The 19,633-nt window shown below is 33.5% G+C and carries 20 protein-coding genes, 1 pseudogene and 1 riboswitch; of the genes and pseudogenes, 9 read left to right on the top strand and 12 right to left on the bottom strand.

Features of this window, described 5'->3' with window-relative positions:
* Positions 1–79 precede the first annotated feature (79 nt).
* The gene (locus RCJ93_RS14705) at positions 80–589 is read left to right on the top strand and encodes a hypothetical protein (RefSeq protein ID WP_446739389.1); all 510 of its coding nucleotides are present in this window, start codon (positions 80–82) and stop codon (positions 587–589) included.
* A gap of 104 nt (positions 590–693) precedes the next feature.
* Here RCJ93_RS14705 and RCJ93_RS14700 read toward each other — a convergent pair whose 3' ends face one another.
* Together RCJ93_RS14700 and RCJ93_RS14695 are read right to left on the bottom strand one after the other, a co-directional pair.
* Positions 694–1,098, bottom strand: a complete 405-nt coding sequence (locus RCJ93_RS14700; protein ID WP_446739388.1) for a hypothetical protein — start codon at positions 1,096–1,098, stop codon at positions 694–696.
* Complete coding sequence (locus tag RCJ93_RS14695) at positions 1,091–1,861, bottom strand: hypothetical protein (RefSeq protein WP_446739387.1); 771 nt, start codon at positions 1,859–1,861, stop codon at positions 1,091–1,093. Before RCJ93_RS14695 ends, RCJ93_RS14700 begins: the two co-directional genes overlap by 8 nt.
* 128 nt (positions 1,862–1,989) lie before the next feature.
* On the opposite strand from RCJ93_RS14695, the gene RCJ93_RS14690 reads away from it, so the two are divergent.
* Positions 1,990–2,454, top strand: a complete 465-nt coding sequence (locus tag RCJ93_RS14690; protein WP_446739386.1) for a hypothetical protein — start codon at positions 1,990–1,992, stop codon at positions 2,452–2,454.
* 579 nt (positions 2,455–3,033) lie between these two features.
* Entirely contained in the window at positions 3,034–4,221 is a 1,188-nt protein-coding gene (locus RCJ93_RS14685) for a DUF262 domain-containing protein (protein ID WP_446739385.1), read from the top strand.
* Between the two features lie 48 nt (positions 4,222–4,269).
* Here RCJ93_RS14685 and RCJ93_RS14680 read toward each other — a convergent pair whose 3' ends face one another.
* The 6 genes from RCJ93_RS14680 to RCJ93_RS14655 form a co-directional block, all read right to left on the bottom strand.
* The gene (locus RCJ93_RS14680) at positions 4,270–5,445 is read right to left on the bottom strand and encodes a site-specific integrase (protein ID WP_446739384.1); all 1,176 of its coding nucleotides are present in this window, start codon (positions 5,443–5,445) and stop codon (positions 4,270–4,272) included.
* 59 nt (positions 5,446–5,504) lie between these two features.
* Positions 5,505–5,687, bottom strand: coding sequence for a DUF3173 domain-containing protein (locus RCJ93_RS14675; RefSeq protein ID WP_446739383.1), 183 nt, complete (start codon positions 5,685–5,687; stop codon positions 5,505–5,507).
* Positions 5,688–5,703: 16 nt separating this feature from the next.
* Entirely contained in the window at positions 5,704–6,723 is a 1,020-nt protein-coding gene (locus RCJ93_RS14670; protein ID WP_446739382.1) for a replication initiation factor domain-containing protein, read from the bottom strand.
* A gap of 2 nt (positions 6,724–6,725) precedes the next feature.
* Positions 6,726–7,205: a hypothetical protein gene (locus tag RCJ93_RS14665; RefSeq protein ID WP_446739381.1), complete on the bottom strand. Its 480-nt coding sequence runs from the start codon at positions 7,203–7,205 to the stop codon at positions 6,726–6,728.
* A gap of 279 nt (positions 7,206–7,484) precedes the next feature.
* Complete coding sequence (locus RCJ93_RS14660; RefSeq protein WP_446739380.1) at positions 7,485–8,273, bottom strand: cell division protein FtsK; 789 nt, start codon at positions 8,271–8,273, stop codon at positions 7,485–7,487.
* A gap of 2 nt (positions 8,274–8,275) precedes the next feature.
* Entirely contained in the window at positions 8,276–8,833 is a 558-nt protein-coding gene (locus tag RCJ93_RS14655; protein ID WP_446739379.1) for a hypothetical protein, read from the bottom strand.
* A gap of 275 nt (positions 8,834–9,108) precedes the next feature.
* Here RCJ93_RS14655 and RCJ93_RS14650 point away from each other — a divergent pair, with 275 nt between their 5' ends.
* Complete coding sequence (locus RCJ93_RS14650; protein WP_446739378.1) at positions 9,109–10,029, top strand: helix-turn-helix domain-containing protein; 921 nt, start codon at positions 9,109–9,111, stop codon at positions 10,027–10,029.
* 409 nt (positions 10,030–10,438) lie between these two features.
* On the top strand, positions 10,439–11,254 hold the full coding sequence (locus tag RCJ93_RS14645; RefSeq protein ID WP_446739434.1) for an SAM-dependent methyltransferase: 816 nt from the start codon (positions 10,439–10,441) through the stop codon (positions 11,252–11,254).
* 240 nt (positions 11,255–11,494) lie between these two features.
* On the opposite strand, the pseudogene RCJ93_RS14640 reads toward RCJ93_RS14645, so the two are convergent.
* Positions 11,495–11,971, bottom strand: a pseudogene (locus tag RCJ93_RS14640) (bclA protein); the annotation flags it as partial.
* A 329-nt stretch (positions 11,972–12,300) separates the two neighbouring features.
* Complete coding sequence (locus RCJ93_RS14635; protein ID WP_446739377.1) at positions 12,301–12,855, bottom strand: flavodoxin family protein; 555 nt, start codon at positions 12,853–12,855, stop codon at positions 12,301–12,303.
* 119 nt (positions 12,856–12,974) lie between these two features.
* Here RCJ93_RS14635 and RCJ93_RS14630 point away from each other — a divergent pair, with 119 nt between their 5' ends.
* From RCJ93_RS14630 to RCJ93_RS14620, 3 genes are all read left to right on the top strand, one after another.
* On the top strand, positions 12,975–13,877 hold the full coding sequence (locus tag RCJ93_RS14630) for a LysR family transcriptional regulator (protein WP_446739376.1): 903 nt from the start codon (positions 12,975–12,977) through the stop codon (positions 13,875–13,877).
* Between the two features lie 197 nt (positions 13,878–14,074).
* Positions 14,075–14,764: a FadR/GntR family transcriptional regulator gene (locus RCJ93_RS14625; RefSeq protein WP_251648760.1), complete on the top strand. Its 690-nt coding sequence runs from the start codon at positions 14,075–14,077 to the stop codon at positions 14,762–14,764.
* Positions 14,765–14,768: 4 nt separating this feature from the next.
* Positions 14,769–15,989 (top strand): CynX/NimT family MFS transporter, encoded by a 1,221-nt coding sequence (locus tag RCJ93_RS14620; RefSeq protein ID WP_446739375.1) that lies wholly within the window; start codon positions 14,769–14,771, stop codon positions 15,987–15,989.
* 76 nt (positions 15,990–16,065) lie between these two features.
* Here the strand turns inward: RCJ93_RS14620 and RCJ93_RS14615 are convergent, their stop codons facing one another.
* Both RCJ93_RS14615 and RCJ93_RS14610 read right to left on the bottom strand, forming a co-directional pair.
* The gene (locus tag RCJ93_RS14615; RefSeq protein WP_446739374.1) at positions 16,066–16,773 is read right to left on the bottom strand and encodes a YjjG family noncanonical pyrimidine nucleotidase; all 708 of its coding nucleotides are present in this window, start codon (positions 16,771–16,773) and stop codon (positions 16,066–16,068) included.
* A 13-nt stretch (positions 16,774–16,786) separates the two neighbouring features.
* Positions 16,787–17,404 carry a pentapeptide repeat-containing protein gene (locus RCJ93_RS14610; RefSeq protein ID WP_446739373.1) on the bottom strand — a complete coding sequence of 206 codons (618 nt, stop codon included), beginning with the start codon at positions 17,402–17,404 and terminating at the stop codon, positions 16,787–16,789.
* 187 nt (positions 17,405–17,591) lie between these two features.
* Positions 17,592–17,693, top strand: a riboswitch (purine riboswitch).
* A 111-nt stretch (positions 17,694–17,804) separates the two neighbouring features.
* Between RCJ93_RS14610 and RCJ93_RS14605 the strand changes: the two genes are divergently transcribed.
* Positions 17,805–19,139, top strand: coding sequence for an NCS2 family permease (locus RCJ93_RS14605; RefSeq protein WP_066790091.1), 1,335 nt, complete (start codon positions 17,805–17,807; stop codon positions 19,137–19,139).
* Positions 19,140–19,633: the final 494 nt, after the last annotated feature.

Genomic DNA, 19,633 nt, shown 5'->3' with positions numbered 1-19,633 from the left:
TTATAAACAATCCTAGAAAAGAGCGTATTTTGTAAAAAAATTGATCAAAACATCTGATAAAAAGAGGAGTTGTTAGTAGATGAAAAAAATGACTAGTTATCTCTATCATATCATCTATATTTTTAGTGCAGTCATAACAATTGGCTCTTTTACTTTTGCAAATTTAACAGCTGTTTCTCCATCTCATAATAGTGGAGGAAATGGCAATATTGGATTATTGGGATTCTTTTTTTTATTTCCATTCATCCTTATTTTTGTTGCTATGTCTATTAGTTATCTACATGTATATATGTATCTGAAATTGAAAAAAAGTTCTATTCGAATTATTACAAGTGGAAGCTTAATAGGAATGACTTTGATTATAAGTATTACTCTTATAAGGGCATTTAAATTAAAATCAGTCCTAGCCGAAGTAAACCCAATATATCGTGAAAGAACGAATATTCCTTTATACACTATATACTCAAATGCTGTTTTTTTTAACTTCTTCACTTTTGTTTTGTTATTACTTATTTGTTTCTTTATCAGTGGACTGATGACATTGTTTAAAAGCAAATCCTTAGAAAAGTCATTAGATACATTAAGGTAAACCATATCATAAGTAAGTGCGGTTTTTAATTTAGTGACCAATAAAGTAAAAGTCTAATTAAGATTTACTTCTTAATTAGACTTTTCTCTATAATAGACAATATATTAATAAATTTTCCATTCTATAAAACTAAATTTACATGTTAAACCTTCATTAAAATCAAGCTTATTTTTAATTAAGCTTATTCCTGAAACTTGAATTTTCTTTTTTTCATAATAGCCAATTATCGAAATTTCTTCAGCGCTATAGTTATCAAAATGATTACACATATGGAAATGTTCTATTGTATAAAACTTTGTTGAAAAGTAACCTTTACTATTGTATTCAGTTTGAATTCTTCCTTTTAACCATAATTCTCCCACGATAGAAAAAGGATAGGTATCTTGTCGATGAAAAAGAAATACATCGTCTATCTCAAAATGTTTAAGTCTAAAGAAAAGTGTACAATTTTTAAGTACGATTGGATTGTTAGAATTGAATAAATTATTCTGTAAAATTTTTTCAATCATTTAGCACCTCAATATCAGGCGATTTATTTAATGCTTTTAACTCATCAACATCGTTTTTTAATTTTTCTATTTCGAGTTTATCATTATTTTGATAGTTTTTAATTGCGATAAAATGCTTCAATTCCTCAATTTCTTTAACTAGGTCATTTAAATCTTTTTTTATAATTTGCATTTGTCCTTTACGTTCTTCTATAAAGATTTCAAATGTTCTTACTATCATTTTAGATTTTTTAATTTCTTTTGGGAGTGTATAGTATGTAGCTACAGCATTTAAAATTTTTGGTTTATCGCTATTATAATATTCTATTAGACTAGCAAAAAAGAATTCAATTTGTTCATCCTTATCCAGTAGAGGTAGCCTTTTAAACATGCTTAACTCATTCAATGTTGAAGAATTATAAGGGACATCCGGTGTGAAAATAATATTTAAATCATAGGCTGGCCCACCACCTGTATTTTTTAGAGAAAAATTGACGAAACTAGAATTTTTATTATCAGGTATTAATCGTAATGTAATTATAGGTTCCTTTTCAATTTCTCGTTGTTGTTTAGCATCAAAAAATGTGAAATATGTAACTATTAACAATGCTATACCGCCTACTGCTGCAAAAGTGGTAGAAATTGCTGATAGATTAGTGTAAAAATCAGCAGGTGGATTAAATTTTAATATTACATAAAAAGCAAAAGCTATTAAAGTTAAAGAAATTAAAATCAATATTAAAGTTTTTAACAATAATGGTATTTTTGATAATAAAGCTTTCAAATTAATAATCCCCTTTATCAATTTAAATATTCTCACTCTAGTTACGATTACATATAGGTTCATCTTTCAAATAATATTATATGTTATAATTTAACATGAATCTATCGATTGGAGAGATATAAACGTTTATGGGGAATTTTCTATCTATATTAGCAATTATTCTAGTTATACCATTAGGAATTGCAACAAATCTATTAACACCAAAAGTAATTAATTGGTATTCAAATTATTCAAATAATACTAGAGAAAAAAGAATTATCGCTTTAAAAAAAGAATTAGAAGAAAAAAGAAACTTATTAAAAAATGCAAATAGACTTATAGCATATGGTGTAATAAGTATCTTAAAAATACTAATATTGACTACATTATCAAGTTTAGGTATTTATCTTCAGAACTTTTATAACGCAGTTATACAGACGACATTTATGAATAATACAATAATATTTTTTGGAGTATTAATAATGAATTATACTATAGCTTTAGCTGCCACTAGAGATGCGAAATTATTCGGTAAAATATATAATTTTGAAGAATATGAAAAGAAAGTACAGGAATCTATACTTAAACTTGAAAATAAAGTGACTGAAAAATAGTAATTATAAAAACTTATGGGGTATCTTATGATAAAAGGGAACAATTATTTAATGTCATAGATAAGTTAGTATATCCTTTGAATGATATACACTCAGAAACCTCAGTTAGTCCTATTACGGAGAACCGTATCTTAAGTGGAGATCTCTCTTATTTCATGCTCGGTGGATGTATTTCCCACCAAAGAGACCACCAAAACAATGGGACTTTTCAAAAAGTGCCGTCATTTAAGGGGAAAGAGAATACCAGCAACTATTGAGTGGGAATAAATAAATAGCGACTAGAAAAAGCTTGGAGAGCCTATGAAAAGTAGGTATGCTCCGAGCTTTTTTGTTTGGTGATACCAGATTTGATACCAACTGCTTGCATTTTAAATTGAGATTAAGTATGGAATTCGATTTTCAAAGCGAATCTATTATTATGTAGCAGCTATTTTTTATAATTGCGTTTCAATAGCTTTTATAAGGAATCTTACTGTTTTTGTATATTTAAATAAACTAGCAGCTATAAATAGCTGCTAGACATTAAATAGATTATAGATATATAATCGTCATATAGAATATGAGAATGGATGAAATAAATTGAGAATTAGTAAAAAAGTTGAAGTGGCTACGGGGTTTAATCCCACTAAAAAAACCCATCAGATGGATATCGCCACGATGTGTGAAAAAATAAAGAATAATAAAATTACTTTACCGCTATATCAACGTGATTTAAGTTGGACATTAAAGAAAGCTGTAGATTTGTTTGATTTTCAACTGTTTGGAAAGGCGCCTGTTGCACCTATTTCTATAAATGAAATTAGTGATGCTACGGAAGAAGATATACCGCAAATTTCTTTCTTAACTCGTGAGATTGTTCACCATGAAAACATTAAAGGGGATCACCAGTCTGTTGTAGATGGGCAGCAACGTTTGACTACGAATTTTAAAGCTTTTATTAATCATGATAGTTTTAGAAACATTGTGCTAGATTTTTCAAGAGGAGCATTTAGAATTGTCGAAGGAGATATTTCTAATTCGCAAATTCCAGTGGGGATGCTTTTAAATGAAAATGAACAAGTATTAATGGATTATCTTCAAGAGAAAGGGAATTTTAATGACTTGTTTGCTGTTGCACTTCGTGTGCGAACGAAAATTCGAAGTTACAATTATACAGTTAATATTGCTGAGAATTTAACGGAAGATGAACAAATTGAGTGGTTTGAAGTTTTAAATAATGCAGGCAGTAGAGTGACAACATTACAAATGAGTTTTTCTAAATTAAAGGTTCATAATTTAGATATTTATCTAGACTATACAGAGCCTTTTAAACAGAAAGCTAATGAATATGGCTATGAGGAATTATTTTCACCATTTACAACAAATGTATCTTATCCGATAGCAGCGTTAAATCCGGCATATGAGGTTATCGAAAAAGGTGGGATGCATAATACGAACTATGCACCTATTCCATCAGATACCAAAGAAGCTATTTTAACCAAATTAGATGTAGGAGTTTTCACGCAGATTATCGATTTAACTTTATCATCATTAGAACAGGCATTGATTTTTATCGACAATCATGATTTAAAAGATTATATTTCTAGAATGGATTATATTTTATATTTAACGGGTTTCTTTACTTATCAGAATTCAGCAGAATTAACTGAAGAGTTGGAATTTGAATTGGTTGAATGGGTAAAAAACGTTAAATTCACAAATCAATCAAATAGTTCACGACGCGAAATGTTTACACAACTATTAGAATTAGAATTAGAATTAGTTTAGTGATAAAAGCTGGTAATAACGTATTTTAAGTTGCTACCAGCTTTTTGATTAATACTTAAATGATTGATTTCCTTGAAATTTAGTTTTCCTCTCATTGGATGTTTGGTAGTTTATAGAACCTGTTATTGTATTAGCAATTTCAAAATTAACATTAGGATATAAATGTGAATAGGTGCTTAGGGTTGTTTTAATATCTTCATGTCCTAGCCGATCTTTAATAATTAACGGATTAGCGTTATATTCATTAATCAAAAATGAAGCGTGAGAGTGTCTTAATCCTTTTGCTTGTATTGGTTTTACGTCAGCAAATTTTGCATGCCTTTTGATAATCCTTGAAATAGTTGATTTCCACGTTGGTCTGCCATCGTATGAAAAAACAAAATCAATTTCCCCGAATTCTTCTTGTCTAGTTTTCCATGTTTTTAGAATTTCAACGGTATCGCTATCTAATGCGATAGTACGCATACCAGCTTTTGTTTTGGTTGGTCCGAGTGTCCAATCATCACTATTTTTCAAACGTAGCGAATGACTAACTGTCAAAGTACGATTTTCTAAATCAATATCTTGTTTCCAACGTAATGCAGTTGCTTCATTTACTCGAAGACCTGTCATAAAATACAGCCAAATAATTATAAAGGAGTAATGCTCATAATAATCATCAAGATTAAAAGTTGATAAAACTTTTTGAAACTCTTCTTTTGTCCAAAATTCAACTTTCACTTTTTCTTTTGGAATTGAACCAACTTGTTTTGCTCTATTTGTTTTAATCATACCTAGGTTAACAGCTTTTTCTAATGTTTGTGAAAACAGACCATACACCATACGAGCATAGTTTTGGGAAAAGTCTTCGGTTAAACTATTTTTCCAAACTTGAATATCAATATTTGAAATACTATCTAACTTCTTCTTACCAAAATGATTAATCATTTTTTTGAATACTGGTAAACGAGCTTCATAAGTTGTGATTTGTACACCTGATTTATAATCGGGGAGAAAAAGTTGCTCCATATAAGAATCATAATCCAGACCGCTATTCGCAATTTGTCCCATATCTTGTGCTGCTTTTAATTCCGCTGTTTTCGCTTCATACGCTTCTTTTTGGGTATTAAACCCTCTACGAACCTTTCTAATACGTTTCCCAGTGATTGTATCAAAACCTAGTGAAACAGAGTAATACCATTTTCCAGTTTTCTTATCTTTATAGATACCAGTTAGTTTTGCCATCTTATCATTCCCATCTATCTGTATAGAAAAGAGACTTACTTGAAGTCCCCTCGTAACATTTAAAATTTAATTCCAGTTATCTGTTCAACAGCTTCTTTAGGCACACGTCCTAATCGTTTATTGATGTAGAAAGCATAACCTCTTTGGATCATTAGTGCTTTAGCTTCCCGAATAATTCCTTGTGCCGTAGATTTAGGATAGCCTACAGCAATTAATTCTTCTTTGCTAATAACGGTAGCCATTGAATAACCTCATTTCTTATATTTCTTTTTCACCAAGTAGCTCATTAACAGATTGTTCAATCATTGATTTATCTAGATCGGTAAATTTACTCTTACCTAATAAAATTTCTTCTCTTAAATAGGCGTCAGCGTATTCTTGACCAAAGGCCTGTTTGTAAGATTCATAAACCATCGCACGAGATTTTGTCGTAGATTTTTCAATCCATTTTTTTTTAGTTTTCAACGTGACTTTTTCTTTTATAATTCTTAAAGGTATTTTAGGAATTCCTTCAATGAATTTATCCCACCAACGCATATTGTTCCAACGTGCTTTATTGTGGAAATCTTTTTTATCTTTAGGTTGCGTTTTAAAAGAGTAATGACTTGCTAAGATACCTTTAATGACATTGTTTAAGGGGGCACCGTTTGAAATTAAATTACATACTTGAACGGCTTTTTTATCACCTAATTCTAATTCCCAGCGAACCCATTGATTAATATTAACTATTTCACAAGTGTTGTCTCTTACTTCTTGTTTTTTATCGTAAATTCGAAGTAATTGAGGAGATGATCCAATATATAAAGTGAAACCTTTTAATTGTCCATCTAAGATACGACCACTATTAATTTCTTTGAATGTATTAGCCTTAGTAGAGAGTTGACCACGTTTCACATAATCTTGTAGTTTTTGAACACTGGGAGAACTCTCATCAAAAATATCTATTGCTAAATCAATACGAGAAGGTGTAGCTTTAGCTTTTAAGATAGTCAGTATAAAACTTTGCCAATGCCAGCCTGTAGCTTGTGACATATATTCTTCATATTGTCTGCAAGCTGTACCTGAAAGGTTCACTAAAATATTAGAATGAAGATTACTTGTGTGAAGTTCTATATTTGCAAAACAGTAACGAGAACTGTAAGTAGGAAATGGACTACTTTTCCCTTCATTTTCGAATTCTTCAACTGGAATGCCTAAAATATCTTCAGCTACTCTTAAGAGAGAAGTATTTGGAATTGAAAAACGTAACCAATCGATTAAACAAGAGTTAGTTCTCATGGTTATTCACCAATTTTATAGTTTATAGCACTAACTTTTAGTTCAGCGAATTGCCATGTATCAATCATTGAACCATTTGAATAAGCTTTCTTTTGAACTTTTTTAGGGAATACTGATAAGTTTGTAAATGTAATAGGGATAAATTCATTTTCTTCATAAGAATCTAATATAGGTAATGATTCTTGATGTTCAATAACAATTGTAATAGGAGAACCATATTCAGTAAGTTGGTTAGTGATAGCTAATTCGACTAATGCACGATCATAAATTTTAAATGTTAGAGACATTGCACCTGTTTCAACATATTCACCTAATGGCGTACGCTCTTTTTCAGCTTTAATGGATAACTCATTTGCTAAGAATAAAAACTGTTTAGGCAACTTGAATTGTTTTAAATCAAATTGTAGATTTGCTAAATCTTGTTCTGTTCCATCTGTTAATGAAATTTTAGAAGTAGCATTTAATTTTAATTTAGTAGTCATTTTTTATATTCCTTTCACTTGAGGGGTTTTCCCGAAATGTCGGGATTTTAAATTAACTATAATGCTAGTTGTATCAAGGGATACAAGAGATAGCGTTGAGTTTAATTCCCCCGTGTTACTAACGGGGGAAGAAGTATTTTCAAAAGATATTCCACTTCGCTTTGCTTCGTGGTTGCACTCATTCGATAATAAATAGACCGGCTCCGCCTATCCTTTTGCTGACGCAAGGATTCTATTTATTACCGCTTGAGTACTATAGGGAAAGGGACAATGTTGAAACTATATTTCACCAGTCTCATAGAGGTTAGCTCCCTTTAACAAGTAATATTTCAAAACTTCTTTAACATTAATTTTCGATGTATCTAGAAAAGGAGTTTGAAAAGCTCTTGGCGTACTCCAACCTAATCCATCTAGAAAAATGTAGCCTTTTCCAATCCCTTTTTCGGCAGCTGGTAGTTCATCATAGAAATCACCTAGTACCATTTTGTAACTATCTTTAGACATACGTCCTAAAGCTACTCGCATACCCGCATTTTCTCTGATAGTGGTTGATAACACTTCAGCAGAAAATCGTTGAGAAGATAGAATTGCGAAAATTCCTGCTTGACGTCCTTTAAGCATTATTTGAATAAGATAGGATTCAATTTCTTTTCCGAGCTTTTTATCTTCCCCCAGGGTAGCAATTAGCTCATCAAAGAATAGAAATATGGGGCGAAGTTTATAGAATGAATAATTTTCTCCAATTGCCGAGTTTTCGTTTGAGAAATATTTCTCGTATCGATTATTCATATGTTCAACAAGTTCTCGAAGCAATCGACAAGCTTGATTAGGTGTACAAGCTACATGTTTTTCTCTTTCATCAACAGAAAAGGCAAATCGTAAACCATAAAGATCTGCACGTTTACCATCAATGAAATAAACATCGGCTCCAATTTTTGCTACGGATAAAATAAGATAAGAAAGAAAACGTGTTTTACCTTGCCCTGTAGGTGCTTGAATAATGGCTCCAATTTGTTTTGTTGAAAATTCAAAAGTTTTATCTTTATCTAATTTTATTTCTTGCTTCATTTTCATACCGTCCATTCATCTGTGGAATCTATATAATTATCTGTTTCTTTCGATAGAATATAGGTTGTATGATTTGCAAAATCATCTTGAACAGCAATAACAGTCATGTTTAATGACGTCTGAAAAATTTCAGTGAGCTCATTCATTTTATGAGTGTATTTCCCACCGTTTGGATAAACTTCTAAGTATAAATTATCTTCTAGCCAATAGAATTTGATTAACATAGATAAAGTGATTTTGTTAAGATCTTTATTCTCGTAATAGAATTGATTTACTTCGATTATTTGTTTGAGTTTATATCTCATTCTTTGTATTTTTGAAAATGAAATTGGGCTTAAATACCAAGCGGTTATTAAAAATAAAATAAGCCATAAAAATACAATACTTTTAGAGAGATTTGGAATTTCAAAAATAATATTAATTTCTTTAAGAGTTTTTGACATAGTTGTAAATGTAAAATTAATGATTAAAGGGATAACAGCAAGTATGGAGTATTTAATTGGTATAAACCAACCTTGTTGTTTAGTTTTTAATTTTGCTTTATGATATTTAGTAAACATAAATATATTTTCCTTTCGAAAGTATAGGTTTGCAGCGTTGGCAGACGCTGCTTTTCTTTTCGTTGCGCTCCTTTCTATTATTCAAAGTTTTACGACGAAAATACGACGAATTGATTAAAAAAATAATCAAAATTATTGGTACGACGAAAATACGACGATAACTCTGTATATATAAAATAAATCATTTTAAGGTAATTAGCAATACTTAAAGACAGATAAATAAATTAAAGTGAATTTAAATGATAGATTTTGATTGGGTAGAGGAGTGAAAATAAATGAAACCTAATAAAAAGGATGTAGGAAAGCGGATAAAATTAATTAAAGAAAACCATAATCCGCCAATTAGTTTGAAAGATTTTGGTGAGTTATTGAAAGATGAAAAAGGTGGAAATATTTCTAAAGGAACTGTAGATTCTTGGATGAGAGGATTAGGGATTCCATCAAAATTAACAATTGAACAAATAGCCCAATTGGGAAACACAACAATAGATTGGATTTATTGGGGAGGTTTAAGGGATTTTATTCTCTCATACCTAAAAGAAAATAATTATGATAAGTTTATAGAGACTTATCCTGAAACTATAGATAAGCTAGTAAAGCTTTTCCAAGATGCTGGTTTCAATGATGAAAAGCTTCCACAATTAAACTATGTGAAAAAATATTTTGATAATATTTATCGTAGTAAGTTTCAAGATTATATTGAATGTATTATTGAACCATATACTTCTCAAATACCTAACTATTTGTTTGAAGGTTTTGCTTATGAAGGAACAAAAGAGGTACAGCAACAAAAGTTCGTGGATTTAGTTAAATTAGAAGTTTCTAGAAAATCTAAAGATATTCCTATTGCTTGGGGAGATGATGAAAAGATAAAATTAATCGCCAAAGAACAATTTGATCGTTGGGTTTTGCAATATGATAAAAATAAGAAGGTCGAAAAGGAAGAAAATAATACTCTCATTAATTATCTTATTGAACACACTAAAGATGAAAAAGGTGTTAAACAAATTCTTTCTACTATTTCATTGAATAACAATTTTAATTTTTATTATGATACAAAACTGGCTGATGAAATTGTTAAAGCTTTCTTAGAATTAGGTGAAAAATTGCAAGACCTAGATAATCAAACAGAGTTGCGTGATAAAAAGCAAACTTTTATGAAGAGAAGTATTGATAAGTTTAAGGGTTTCTTATAATAGAAATTAACTTGATACCAATCTGATACCAATCTAATTGTTTTTAGACAATTCATGTTGATTCTACTAACTATAAATACTTTAATTTAACTGTTTTGAGTTGTACTATACTTAGCTCTTTATTGAGTGGGAATAAGCTTTAAACGACCAAATTAATTGTATTTAAAGTAAGACTCTCTTTTATTCACATTCATAGTGGAAAAGGAGAGTCTTTTTTATGGATAAGGAATAAGTGTATGTAAACAGAGCTGAAAATTAGTGGAGGTTATAAAATAATTATAAAAGTTATGATATTATTAATTTGTTAATAATTATTAGAAAATTCTATAAAATTAAGGGTTACAGTATTCGGGTAAATTAAACCATAACGATTTATAACTGCTAGTCAGGAGGAATGACGTTGAAATCAATGGAATTAAGCGAATCAACATTAACGTTTCTATCTACATACAAGCTATTTGAAGAAGATGAAGTTCAGCAAGTTCAGTTACAACATCGATTAGACTTAGTGAAGGAATTTGAGATAAAAAGAGGTATGAGAATACTAGAAATTGGGTGTGGTCAAGGTGATACAACAGTCGCCTTAGCTGACGCAGTGGGAGAAGAAGGGAAGGTTATCGGAATTGATAATGCCAGTCGTGAGTATGGAGCTCCTTTGACATTAGGGCAGGCTACAGACATGATTAAGAAGTCTACATTGGGAGAGCGCATTATGTTTCATTTTGAAATGGATTTTGACGCATTTGGCGCTAACGAAGTATTTGATATAGCCGTGTTATCCCACAGTTCTTGGTACTTCAAAAGACCGGGAGATTTACTTCGCTATTTTAAGAAGTTGCGAAAAATAGCTAAATGTATATGCTTTGCGGAGTGGGATCTTAACTTCACTGACATAAATCAGCGTGCCCATTTCTGTGCAGCTTCCATTCTGGCCTTACACTCCAACTTTGTAAACAACGATGGAAATATACAAAACTTGTTTCATCAAGCACAAATACAAGAGATGCTTGAAATGGCGAATTTCCAAATAGAGAAGCAATGTACAGTCAATGCCAAGTATTTACAGGATGGGCAGTGGGAAACAAGTTATGCGAATAGCATTCGTAAAGAGTTCAGCGTTGCTCCTCCAATGATACAAACAATGGTTAACAGTTACTTTGAACTAATGAAGACCTCAAATGACAATAAGCAGTCATTAAATAGTTTTGTTATATGTGCAAGGTGAAATATATCGATCAATGAGTAAACCATAGTAATTAGGGTTATTGTAGTTTTTTTATAGAGATAGCACATCAAGACGTACAGTATATTTTAATGGTTGATTTTTGTATTAAAAGAGCTTGGAGAAGTGTTTCCAAGCTTGTTTTTTATATATTTTTACTACATAACCTATTAGTTGAATGATGCAATTACGAATTATTAATAACTACTTTCTCACTAATTACTTCTTAAAATCATTCGTTCTTCAACTAGTCTGTACAGCTGTAATTTTACAAGTAGAAATTGCAAATCTAACGAGTGTATCATCATTTATTAGTAAAGTACCTAACACTATGCCAAGGCCTGTTTGTTCTACGTTGAAACCTATTGCAGTCGAACCATTACTTACTAAAATATTCACTGTAGAACCGATAAGCGTACTTAGCAATTGGCGCATTGGTCGTTCACGACACTCACATTCGCACCCTAAGTTAACTGGTGGCAACAAGTTGATAGTAGGGCCCGGTGGTAAAAATCCTACTCCTATAACATCAGAAATATTGATTACATAGGTTGACACTCCATTTGTAACGGTAACTAAAAAATCATTCACTTTAGTAATAGTGAATAAAAAAATGAGAGGCGGTGCATTTGGTGGGTCAGCAATAGTGGCAAGAATTACAGTTTGCCCAACAAGTTGTTGTAATACTGACTGAAGTGGTGAAACACAGCAGTCACAAAGACTCGACGGAAGAGGAGTCAGAGGACAACATTCATTAAGTACTGTGTACTTAACCGGCGGACAACCTTCATTAGGTGTTATTCTACTAATCTTCTTTTTTTCGAACATAATTTCACCTCCTCATTTCTTATATAATATGTTTTTTAGAAATATGAGATGGAGAGTAACACCTAAGCGGATTCTTTTTCAACTAACCTGTCCAGATCCTAGCTTTTTTGTTTATTCCTACATTTTTAGCAGGATATAAAGATAAAAAATAACCTAACAAAAGAGCTTGTTAGGTTTGTAATAGTGAAGTGGCAATCATGCCTTGCTTTTTATAGTGGTATTTATTTTGATAGTAGTATTTGTAACTTATGATTAAGCTGTTCAGCAGCAAACAATGCTTCTTTATCTTCAATAATCTCTCCAGGCTTGTTTCCTTCACCAAGAATATATCCTGCAAAATGTACTCCTACAAAATCAAAAATAAATTGGAACTGTTGAACCATTGGTAAACCCTTTAGATGAGGATCATCTCCTCCTACTGAAATAACATAGGCACTTTTTTGGGACATTTGTTTTTTGAAGTCTGGATAGTGTGAGTCTTTCAATGTTTGTGACCATCGATCAATAAAGTTTTTCATTGTTCCCGACATGCTATACCAATAAATAGGCGTAGCGAAAATAAGAATGTTGTGTGGAAGAATGCGCTCAATGATGGAATTGTAATCATCATCGATTTCTTGAAATCCTTCCTCAGCATGTCGTTTATCTACTATTGGTTGAATTACATAATCGTTTAGATAGATTTCTTCTACCGTTAATCCTTCGATTACTTTCTTTGTTAAAATCTCCGTATTTCCGTTTGGACGGCTTCCGCCATAAAGAACAACAATGCTCATATTTTTCTTCCTCCATTTGTTAAATTGATTATTTCTATTTTATAATGAAAGTATGAATCATAAAAACGGATTATTTTGATTGAATCGATCGAAAAAAACGATTTAGAAAGGATGAGGATATGGAGAACAAACAACTCATTACATTTATGGTAGCTGCTGAAACATTGAACTTTACTAAAAGTGCAAAAATGTTAAACTTTGCGCAATCGAGTGTTACAGCCCAAATAAAATCGTTAGAAGAAGAACTGGGAACACCTTTATTTGAACGTTTAGGGAAGCGTCTCATGTTGACAGAAGCGGGACGGAAATTTCTTTTATATGCTGAAAAGATGATCAAACTAAATGAAGAAGCAAAGATGGCGATCGCACAAGATGGAGAACTTTCAGGCACCCTTATAATAGGCGCTCAAGAAAGCCAATGTACATATAGGTTGCCGGACATATTGAAAGAATTTAAAGATCGATACCCAAACGTAAAGTTGATGTTTAAGCCTGCTCATTCAGATGATCTGGCTAGAGAGCAATTAATGAATGGGATGCTTGATGTTGCTTTCATTATGGATATATCTAAACCGGAAGAGGCTTTAACGATAAAACCTCTAATCCAAGAAGATATTAAATTAGTAGCGGCACCTGGCCATCCATTAGCTTCTAAATCAGAGATCTACCTTAAAGATATTGAACAGGAAACTCTTCTCTTAACTGAAACAGGCTGTTCTTATCGCACTCTTTTAGAAAATTCCTGTCATTCAGCAAAAGTGTATCCAATCAATAAGTTTGAATTTGGCAGTATCGAGGCGATTAAGCAATGTGTGATTGCTGGAATAGGTATTGCCGCATTACCGACAATGGTTGTGGAACAAGACATAAAGCTAGGGAGAATAGTGGAATTGAAGTGGGAAAATAACATTCCGCCTATCTTTACGCATATTGCTTGGCATAAAGATAAATGGATGTCTCCTCCGTTAGCAGGTTTTATTGAACTTACACAACAACACTTTCAAAAATATCAGGGTCAGTAAATAGAAAACTGCTAAAGGTTTCGATACTCTTCTTAAGAGAGATCGAAGCCTTTATTTTATTTTCAGGAGAAGGCAGAGTTGCATGCAGTATCGCATTAATTTAACAGAAAAAGTAAACAACCATTGACAATTTAATTTATTCATGCTAATTTTACCGATATACCAATCATCCTACAAATTTTAAAGGAGGTATAAAATTGATTCAAAAAACGAACAAAATGAATCTAGTAGAACAGGTTGCGACTCAAATAGAGCAGTTGATTGAATCTGGAAGCTGGGAAGTAGGAAAGAAAATACCTCCTGAAATGGAGCTAATGGAAAAGTTTGATGTCAGCCGCAATACACTTCGGGAAGCAATTCGGGCCTTAGTCCATGCAGGTTTGCTTGAAACGAAACAAGGCAGCGGAACTATTGTGCGTTCTGCCAATTCTCTTGGAGCTGCGCTTAAGCGGTATGTGAAAAAAACAGCTTTGCTTGAAATCCTTGATGTGCGTTTAGCTTTAGAAAAACAGGCAGCACAGCTAGCTGCCGAGCATAGGACAAAGGATGATTTAGCAAAGCTAGAAAAATATATACAACTTTCTCGTCAAGCTGTGGAAAGTAAGGATTGGGGACTATTTATGGAATTAGATATTCGTTTTCATAAAGCGGTTGTATTGGCATCTACCAATCAGCTCCTCATTGATTTATATGAACCGCTGCTAGAAACCATCTATTCTTTTGTTCAGGATTTAATGGCAATGAATGTAACTTTTAAATTCGAAGAAGAGCTTCACATCGATTTATTGGCAGCCATTCGTGGACAGAATAAAGAAGCTGCCGCTACATATGTGGAAAACTATATGGAGTTACTAAGAAAAGAAATTATTAAAATGACAGGAGAATAACAGCATGAATCAGAAAGCCATGTCGTCTACATCAAATAAAAAAACAAAAAATGGCTGGTTATTACTTATTGGCGTGATTTTAGTCGGGTCTAATTTGAGGGTTCCTTTAACTTCAGCAGGATCGCTCATTCCTTTTATACGTGATGATCTAGGCATCAGCAATACTCTTATAGGAACTATCACAACATTGCCGTTGCTTGCCTTTGCACTACTTTCTCCATTTGCTCCTAAAATAGCAAATCGGTTTGGTATGGAATTAACGATTACGTTCTCGCTAACCCTGCTTATTATAGGGATTGCAGTACGATCAGTTTCTGGCGTTTTTTATTTATTCGCTGGAACGATATTAATAGGGATGGCCATATCAATTGGTAATGTTCTGATCCCTGGTATTGTGAAAATGAATTTCCCGCAGAGAATAGGTTTCATGACCGGTATATACGCTATCTTCATGAATCTCTTCGGTGCACTAGGTTCAGGAGTCAGTGTACCTGTCGCTTCTATGGGTAACTTAGGCTGGCAAGGAGCACTTGGTATATGGGGAGTGTTGACCATCATATCCTTACTACTTTGGCTTCCGCAGCTTAGTAAAAGTCAGAAGGGCGAGAAAGTAAAAGTCAATGTGAAAACAGAGAAGAAAAGTAGTTTGTGGCGTTCGCCACTAGCATGGAAGATTACGATATTTATGGGTGGACAATCACTCATGTTTTATACATTAATTACATGGCTGCCCGATATCTTACGTGTGATCGGATTTAACTCAAGTACTGCTGGATGGATCGTATTTATAATGCAGCTTTCCATTATTCCTGTGACGTTTATTGTTCCAATCATAGCGGAAAAATTGAAAAACCAAGTTGGCCTGAGTATTATAACGATTACTTTGTTTATCCTTGGTTTTGCAGGACTTCTGCTAGGAATTCGTGTGCTCATTCCTGTATGTGCCATCATGCTTGGCGTTGCTGGGGGAAGTGCCTTCAGTCTAGCTATGATGTTCTTTACATTGCGGACAAGGAATGGGAAAGAAGCGGCAGAATTATCAGGGATGGCACAGTCCTTCGGGTATCTTTTAGCGGCTGTTGGACCAGTTCTTGTCGGTACACTTCATGACTTGACTGGTGGATGGACAATCCCTCTCATCCTCCTTATCTGCATCTCATTCGTTCTACTCATAATGGGGATTGGTGCTGGAAAAGTTGGATATGTTACAAATGATGTAGAGTAACCTTGTGGAAGATTAAAAATAAACAAAAGCCTAGAGATCCTTATCCTTGGATTTCTAGGCTTTTTCTTATAAAAAGTTATTCCATTGAAGCAACTTCTTCTCCTAATAGAGCAAGTAATTCGTCCATCGTCTGTACTTCATAGGTGCTTTCAATACCGTTATGAGGTGCTTTTGTTGGGTTCATCCATACAGAATCGATGCCTGCGTTTGTGGCGCCTTTAATATCAGAAGAGAGACTGTCACCAATCATTAAGGTATTTTCCTTCGTCATAGCTGGGTACTTCTTGAAAATTGCTTCGAAAAATTGCGTATTTGGTTTTTCAAATCCCACTTCTTCCGAAATGAATAAATCATCAAAGAAGTCGATAATCTTTGCATCAGTCAAACGTTGTCTTTGTGTGATGCCGATGCCGTTTGTTCCAGCGACAATGGTGTAGCCGTGATTTTTTAAAGCAGTTAAGAGGGCGAGAGCACCATCAAGCATTTTGTGTCCTAGGTTTAAGAGCGAACGATATTCCTTTTCTGCCAATTGGCCATCTACTTTTTTTTCATAGAGTTCAAAGAAAGCAGCGAACCGTTGATTAAGGAGGTCAGCTTTGCTTAAACTGCCTTTTTCTATTTCAGCCCACAACTTCTTGTTCATTGCTTTATAGGCGCTAACACTTTCTTCGTTAAACGGTACTTCATATTTGTTGAACAGCGATTCTAATGCTTTGATTTCAGTATCCTGAAAATCTAATAATGTATCATCTAAATCAAAAATTAAAAAATCATATTTTTTCATGGGAAACACCTCTTTAGTTTTTAATCGTTACACCGAGCATAGCCGCAATGGCTGGGGCTTGGTCAAAACGGATGGAGAGGCCTTTTGCTAAACTAGGGGTCAGCTTAATGTCCACGAAGTCAGAGGAGGATAGATCCACTCCCTTTAATTTGCTCTCTGAAAAATCCGCTAGCTGGAGATTGCATAACTCAAAACTGGTTTGCTGGAATTTGCAATTGTGAAAGAAAGCTTCTTCTAGCTGGCTTTCTCGGAAGCAAACTTGATTCATTTTACCTTCAGAGAGGATAGCGTAATTCATCAAGCAATTCAGCCAACTCACATCTTTACATGTGCTTCCTATAAATTGCGTCCCAAGCAGTTTGCAGGTTTGGAATTCACAGCGATAGAATATAGACTTGTTGAAATTAAAATTAGACAAATCACATTTTTGGAAGATTACATCTAGGAATTCCGTTTGTTTATAATCGGCTGTGCTGAAACGGCAATTCTCAAATTTTACTTCTTGAATTTGTTTACTGCCAAATTGGCAATCAATCTCACAATCAATCAGAAGCGTGTTGTCTTCTATTTCTTCAAATAATACATACTCACTTTGGATGGTTTGTGTGTAATGTGCAGAAGGTTTTTTCATTTTTGGTTAGCCTCCTCAATGCTTTCTCCTAATGATGTCATATATGAAAGCTAAAAGTAAACGGTTTAACATGATATGCGAACAGTTTTTCTATAAAAATGAATTAGTTACGAACTATTATTCTATGTATATATAAATTGTTCGTAAATTTCTATTGAAACTCTAGCTGTTGCATGCTATATTATCGAAGTAAATTAAATAAAGTCGTCGTATAATGTCGGGAATATGGCCCGAAAGTTTCTACCGAGTTACCGTAAATGACTTGACTACGCATATATATAAAAGGGGAACCTTTTATTTCATTAGTTATGGATACTAGTGAAATTTGCAGACAGTCAGCTCATCGGGAGTTGACTGTTTTTTCTTTTCTGGCGTATAAGGCGGCATATGGAGGATTAACATGAAGAAATATTTTCAATTTGAGGAGCTTGGCACTAACTATCGTCGAGAGATAATTGGCGGTATTACAACATTCTTAGCAATGGCCTATATATTAGCATTAAATCCACTCATCCTGACACTAGCAGATGTAAAAGATTTGCCAGATGCCATGCGCATGGACTATGGTTCTGTATTTGTAGCTACAGCATTGGCTGCAGCAGTGGGTTCGTTCATTATGGGATTTGTCGCAAGGTATCCAATCGGCTTAGCACCAGGTATGGGGCTTAATGCATTCTTTGCATACACTGTCATCTTGACTTACCATATCCCGTGGCAAACTGGCCTGACGGGTGTATTTTTCTCAGGTGTTATCTTTATCATTCTTTCATTAACAGGCATCCGTGAAACGATTATCAATGCTATTCCTGTTCAGTTGAAATATGCCGTATCAGCAGGTATTGGTTTCTTCGTAACATTTGTAGGTTTAAAAAACGCTGGAATCGTCGTAGCGAGCAAAAGTACTTTTATTACATTAGGCGATTTTACAGACGGTAATGTACTACTAGCGATTATCGGGATTGTTATCACGGTAATCTTAGTAGCACGTAAAGCGAAAGCAGGTATATTCTATGGAATGGTCATCACCGCAATAATCGGTATGATCTTTGGGTTAGTGGAAGTTCCGAAAGCGATTGTTTCAGCTATTCCTAGCGTTGCGCCAACATTTGGTGTCGCATTAGATCCGGTTATCCATGATCCAAGTTCTTTATTCAATGTGAAATTTCTAGTTGTTGTACTGACATTCTTATTTGTAGATTTCTTTGACACAGCAGGCACATTAATGGCCGTAGCAAATCAAGCAGGCTTAGTAAAAGATGACAAATTACCGCGCGCAGGGAGAGCCCTTATGGCAGATGCCCTAGGCACGACAGTTGGTTCCATCTTCGGGACTTCTACTACAACTGCATATGTTGAATCTACTGCAGGTGTGGCAGCAGGCGCAAAATCTGGTTTCACAGCAGTAGTAGTAGGGATTATGTTCTTACTTGCTCTATTCTTCTCTCCATTATTGAGTGTTGTGACAACAGCAGTGACAACACCTGCATTGGTTATCGTCGGCGTCATGATGGCTTCTTCGCTTCGTTTAATTAAGTGGGATGAATTTGAGATCGCAGTACCAGCATTCTTGACGATGTTCATGATGCCAATGGGATATAGTATTGCTTCAGGTATTGCGGTAGGTTTCATCTTCTATCCTATAACAATGCTTTTAGCAGGAAGAAGAAAAGAAGTTCATCCATTGATGTATGTTTTATTCTTCGTCTTCTTGGCCTACTTTATTTGGGTACGTTAAATAGAAGGTTAATAGAAGGAGCAGCTCCGATGCACTTGCATCAGGAGCTGTTTTTTTATATAGAATAGAAAGCTAACATATAGAATTAATGTTGTAATATGAAGATATAGAAAGAAAAATTCCAACATATATGCAGATATTTAAAAGATAGAAGAATAATTTGTGTAAAACTGTTGACTTTAGTTGAATAAGGGCGTATATTAGATTTCATGTTGTTGCGACAAAGCACGACAAAATATCTCAAATAAATTATTTTTAAAAAGTTGTTGACTTTTAAATAAAGAAGTTGTAAGATAGATTAAGTCGTTAAGGCGACAACAAAATGAACCTTGAAAACTGAACAAGCAAGATGTTAATCATTTAAACTTACTAACAATTGTTAGTTTTAAAGTCATCATCGTAAAGATGATGCGCTAGTGAAATTTTGAGCAATCAAACACTTTTATGGAGAGTTTGATCCTGGCTCAGGACGAACGCTGGCGGCGTGCCTAATA

The organism is Rummeliibacillus sp. BSL5, from assembly GCF_052928305.1.
The sequence above is the reverse complement of the archived record's forward strand: the minus strand, read 5'-3'. Positions and strand labels throughout refer to the sequence as shown.

Bases quoted from the DNA above. Each gene is read 5' to 3' on its own strand.
- RCJ93_RS14705 (WP_446739389.1), top strand. From the start codon at position 80: ATGAAAAAAATGACTAGTTATCTCTATCATATCATCTATATTTTTAGT.
- RCJ93_RS14700 (WP_446739388.1), bottom strand. From the start codon at position 1,098: ATGATTGAAAAAATTTTACAGAATAATTTATTCAATTCTAACAATCCA.
- RCJ93_RS14690 (WP_446739386.1), top strand. From the start codon at position 1,990: ATGGGGAATTTTCTATCTATATTAGCAATTATTCTAGTTATACCATTA.
- RCJ93_RS14680 (WP_446739384.1), bottom strand. From the start codon at position 5,445: ATGGCAAAACTAACTGGTATCTATAAAGATAAGAAAACTGGAAAATGG.
- RCJ93_RS14675 (WP_446739383.1), bottom strand. From the start codon at position 5,687: ATGGCTACCGTTATTAGCAAAGAAGAATTAATTGCTGTAGGCTATCCT.
- RCJ93_RS14670 (WP_446739382.1), bottom strand. From the start codon at position 6,723: ATGAGAACTAACTCTTGTTTAATCGATTGGTTACGTTTTTCAATTCCA.
- RCJ93_RS14665 (WP_446739381.1), bottom strand. From the start codon at position 7,205: ATGACTACTAAATTAAAATTAAATGCTACTTCTAAAATTTCATTAACA.
- RCJ93_RS14660 (WP_446739380.1), bottom strand. From the start codon at position 8,273: ATGAAGCAAGAAATAAAATTAGATAAAGATAAAACTTTTGAATTTTCA.
- RCJ93_RS14655 (WP_446739379.1), bottom strand. From the start codon at position 8,833: ATGTTTACTAAATATCATAAAGCAAAATTAAAAACTAAACAACAAGGT.
- RCJ93_RS14650 (WP_446739378.1), top strand. From the start codon at position 9,109: ATGAAACCTAATAAAAAGGATGTAGGAAAGCGGATAAAATTAATTAAA.
- RCJ93_RS14645 (WP_446739434.1), top strand. From the start codon at position 10,439: ATGGAATTAAGCGAATCAACATTAACGTTTCTATCTACATACAAGCTA.
- RCJ93_RS14635 (WP_446739377.1), bottom strand. From the start codon at position 12,855: ATGAGCATTGTTGTTCTTTATGGCGGAAGCCGTCCAAACGGAAATACG.
- RCJ93_RS14630 (WP_446739376.1), top strand. From the start codon at position 12,975: ATGGAGAACAAACAACTCATTACATTTATGGTAGCTGCTGAAACATTG.
- RCJ93_RS14620 (WP_446739375.1), top strand. From the start codon at position 14,769: ATGAATCAGAAAGCCATGTCGTCTACATCAAATAAAAAAACAAAAAAT.
- RCJ93_RS14615 (WP_446739374.1), bottom strand. From the start codon at position 16,773: ATGAAAAAATATGATTTTTTAATTTTTGATTTAGATGATACATTATTA.
- RCJ93_RS14610 (WP_446739373.1), bottom strand. From the start codon at position 17,404: ATGAAAAAACCTTCTGCACATTACACACAAACCATCCAAAGTGAGTAT.
- RCJ93_RS14605 (WP_066790091.1), top strand. From the start codon at position 17,805: ATGAAGAAATATTTTCAATTTGAGGAGCTTGGCACTAACTATCGTCGA.